General features: G+C 75.6%; 3 protein-coding genes. All 3 read left to right on the top strand.

The genetic code is table 11. From position 1 onward, the window contains the following. Positions 1-213: 213 nt before the first annotated feature. Positions 214-2,340 carry a putative cobaltochelatase gene (locus ACWGDE_RS36430; RefSeq protein ID WP_453393367.1) on the top strand — a complete coding sequence of 709 codons (2,127 nt, stop codon included), beginning with the start codon at positions 214-216 and terminating at the stop codon, positions 2,338-2,340. Beyond that, complete coding sequence (gene cobO, locus ACWGDE_RS36425) at positions 2,340-2,939, top strand: cob(I)yrinic acid a,c-diamide adenosyltransferase (protein ID WP_053678569.1); 600 nt, start codon at positions 2,340-2,342, stop codon at positions 2,937-2,939. The genes ACWGDE_RS36430 and cobO overlap by 1 nt, the downstream gene beginning before the upstream one ends. Further along, positions 2,933-3,781, top strand: an 849-nt coding sequence (locus ACWGDE_RS36420; RefSeq protein WP_453393366.1) for a cobyrinate a,c-diamide synthase, incomplete at its 3' end; no start/stop codon positions are given. The genes cobO and ACWGDE_RS36420, both read left to right, overlap by 7 nt.

Below are 3,781 nucleotides of genomic sequence, written 5' to 3'. Positions count from 1 at the left end.
GCACGGTCGCGTTCAGCCCCGACGGGCGGACCCTGGCGGCCGGTTCCACCGGCGGGGCCGGGCGGGGGGGGGCCCGCCCCCCCCCCCCCCCCGGAACGGGGGAAGGGCGGGTGGGGGACCCGCTCCGCGCAGCGGGAACCCGCAGCCCGGCCTCGGCATACGCACAAGCCCGCGCACGCGAATCCGTACACGAACAGAAGGAGGGGCCACCGCATGAGTACGCCCTACCCGTTCACCGCACTGGTCGGCCAGAGCGACCTGCGCCTCGCGCTGCTGCTCAACGCGGTGAGCCCCGCGGTCGGCGGCGTGCTCGTGCGCGGCGAGAAGGGGACGGCCAAGTCCACGGCCGTCCGCGCCCTGTCGGCCCTGCTGCCGCAGGTGGACGTCGTCCCCGGCTGCCGGTTCAGCTGCGCGCCCACCGCCCCGGACCCCCGCTGCCCCGACGGCCCGCACGAGCCCGGCCAGGGCACCGCGCGGCCCGCCCGCATGGTGGAGCTGCCCGTGGGCGCCTCCGAGGACCGCCTCGTCGGCGCCCTCGACATCGAACGCGCCCTCGCCGACGGCGTGAAGGCCTTCGAGCCGGGCCTGCTGGCCGACGCGCACCGGGGCATCCTCTACGTCGACGAGGTCAACCTCCTCCACGACCACCTCATCGACCTCCTCCTCGACGCCGCCGCGATGGGCGCCTCCTACGTGGAGCGCGAGGGCGTCTCGGTACGGCACGCCGCCCGCTTCCTGCTCGTCGGCACCATGAACCCCGAGGAGGGCGAGCTCCGTCCGCAGCTCCTCGACCGGTTCGGGCTGACCGTCGAGGTCGCCGCCTCCCGCGAGCCCGTCCAGCGGGTCGAGGTGGTCCGCCGCCGGCTCGCCTACGAGGACGACCCCGAGGCCTTCGCGGGCCGCTGGGCCTCCGACGAACAGGACGTGCGGGCCCGCGTGGTGGCCGCCCGCGCGCTGCTCCCGCAGGTCGCGCTCGGCGACACCGCGCTGCTGCAGATCGCCGCGACCTGCGCCGGTTTCGAGGTCGACGGGATGCGCGCCGACATCGTCATGGCCCGGACCGCGACCGCGCTGGCCGCCTGGGCCGGGCGGAGCGAGGTACGCAAGGAGGACGTGCGCCAGGCCGCCCTGCTCGCGCTCCCCCACCGCCGCCGCCGCAACCCCTTCGACGCGCCGGGCCTCGACGAGGAGAAGCTGGACCGGATCCTGGACGAGTTCCCCGACGAGGAGCCCGAGCCGGACCCCGAGCCCGAGCAGGGTCCCGACCCGCAGGACCCGGACGACGGCGGACCCGACGACGGCGGCCCCGACGGCGGAGGCGGCGTACCCCCGCAGGGTTCCGGCCCCGACGTCCCCGAGGCGCAGACCGAGGCCGAGCGGCAGCCCGAACCCGAAGCCCCCGAGGCGCCCGAGCCGCAGCCCTCCGCCCAGGGCGCCGACGCGGCCGAGCAGGCCGCCGTACGGGCCTCCGAACCGTTCCGCACGAAGATGCTCAGCGTCCCGGGACTCGGCGAGGGGGCCTCCGGACGGCGGTCGCGCGCCCGCACCGCCCACGGCCGCACCACCGGGGCCCAGCGCCCCCGGGGCCAGCTGACGAAGCTGCACCTGGCCGCGACCGTCCACGCGGCCGCCCCGCACCAGAAGGCGCGCGGACGCACCGGGCGCGGCCTGGTGATCCGCAAGGACGATCTGCGGCAGGCGACGCGCGAGGGCCGCGAGGGCAACCTCGTGCTGTTCGTCGTCGACGCCTCCGGCTCCATGGCGGCCCGGCAGCGCATGAGCGCGGTCAAGGGCGCGGTGCTGTCCCTCCTGCTCGACGCCTACCAGCGCCGGGACAAGGTCGGTCTGATCACCTTCCGCGGCAACACGGCCGAACTGGCCCTGCCTCCCACCTCCTCCGTCGACGCCGCCGCCGCGCGGCTGGAGAAGCTGCCGACCGGCGGGCGCACCCCGCTCGCCGCCGGGCTGCTCAAGGCCCACGAGGTGCTGCGGATCGAACGGCTGCGGGACCCGAGCCGACGGCCGCTGCTGGTGGTCGTCACCGACGGGCGGGCCACCTCGGCCGGCACCGCGGGCGGCGCCTCGGACGGCACCGACGGCCGGCCGGAGGGCACCCCGCGGGAGCTCGCCGGGCGCAGCGCTCGGCTGCTGGCGGCCGGCGGGGTCGCCTCCGTGGTCGTGGACTGCGAGTCCGGGCCGGTCCGGCTGGGGCTGGCCGGAGTGCTCGCCGCCGACCTGGGCGGCCCCGCCGTCACCCTCGACGGGCTGCGGGCCGACTCGCTGGCCGGGCTCGTGAAGAACGTACGTACCCCATCCCCGACCCTCAGGAGGGCCGCGTAATGCCGCAGGGACAGCCGTCCGTCGTTCCGGACGACGGACTCACGACGCGTCAGCGCCGCAACCGCCCGCTCGTCTTCGTCCACACCGGTCCCGGCAAGGGCAAGTCGACGGCGGCCTTCGGGCTGGCGCTGCGCGCCTGGAACCAGGGCTGGCCGATCGGGGTGTTCCAGTTCGTCAAGTCGGCGAAGTGGAAGGTCGGCGAGGAGAACGCGCTGAAGGTGCTCGGCGCCTCGGGCGAGGGCGGCTCCGTCGTCTGGCACAAGATGGGCGAGGGCTGGTCCTGGGTCCAGCGCGACGCGCAGCTCGACAACGAGCAGGCCGCCAAGGAGGGCTGGGAGCAGGTCAAGCGCGACCTGGCCGCCGAGACGCACCGGCTGTACGTGCTGGACGAGTTCGCGTACCCCATGCACTGGGGCTGGATCGACGTGGACGAGGTCATCGAGGTGCTCCGCAACCGTCCCGGGACGCAGCACGTGGTGATCACCGGGCGCAACGCTCCGGAGAAGCTGGTGGAGTTCGCGGACCTCGTCACCGAGATGACCAAGGTCAAGCACCCGATGGACGCCGGCCAGAAGGGCCAGAAGGGCATCGAGTGGTGACCTCGCTCAACATTCCGCGGCTGGTCATCGCCGCGCCCTCCTCGGGCAGCGGCAAGACCACCGTCGCGACGGGCCTGATGGCGGCCTTCTCGGAGCGCGGCCTCGCCGTGTCCCCGCACAAGGCCGGGCCCGACTACATCGACCCCGGCTACCACGCGCTGGCCACGGGCCGGCCGGGGCGCAACCTGGACGCCTTCATGTGCGGGCCGGAGCTGGTGGCCCCGCTGTTCGCGCACGGGGCCGACGGCTGCGACCTGGCCGTCGTCGAAGGCGTGATGGGGCTCTACGACGGGGCCGCGGGGCGGGGCGAACTGGCGTCCACGGCGCAGGTGGCGAAACTGCTGCGGGCGCCGGTGGTGCTCGTCGTCGACGCCTCCTCGCAGTCGCGGTCGGTGGCGGCGCTGGTGCACGGCTTCGCCTCGTTCGACCCGCAGGTGCGCCTCGGCGGCGTGATCCTGAACAAGGTCGGCTCCGACCGGCACGAGGTGATGCTGCGGGAGGCGCTGGAAGAGGCCGGCATGCCGGTGCTCGGCGTCCTGCGGCGCGCTCCGCAGGTGGCCGCGCCGTCGCGGCACCTGGGTCTGGTCCCGGTCGCCGAGCGGCGGCGCGACGCCGTCGCCTCGGTGGCGGCCCTGGCCGACCAGGTCCGCGCCGGCTGCGACCTGGACGCCCTGATGGCCCTGGCCCGCACGGCCCCGCCGCTGACGTGCGAAGCCTGGTCCCCGGAACGGGCTCTGCTCCCCCACCCGCTGGAGTTGCCGCTGCGCGGCAACGCAGCCGCGGCAAGCGGACAGCACCAGCCGAATCCAGCCCCGCCGGCGTTTGAGGCGCGGGGGTCCGGG

This window comes from Streptomyces sp. NPDC054956 (genome assembly GCF_053609185.1).
Note: the sequence above shows the minus strand (reverse complement) of the source record. Positions and strands in the feature narration are given on the sequence as shown.

Coding starts and splice junctions, on each gene's coding strand:
- ACWGDE_RS36430 (WP_453393367.1), top strand. CDS start 214: ATGAGTACGCCCTACCCGTTCACCGCACTGGTCGGCCAGAGCGACCTG.
- cobO (WP_053678569.1), top strand. CDS start 2,340: ATGCCGCAGGGACAGCCGTCCGTCGTTCCGGACGACGGACTCACGACG.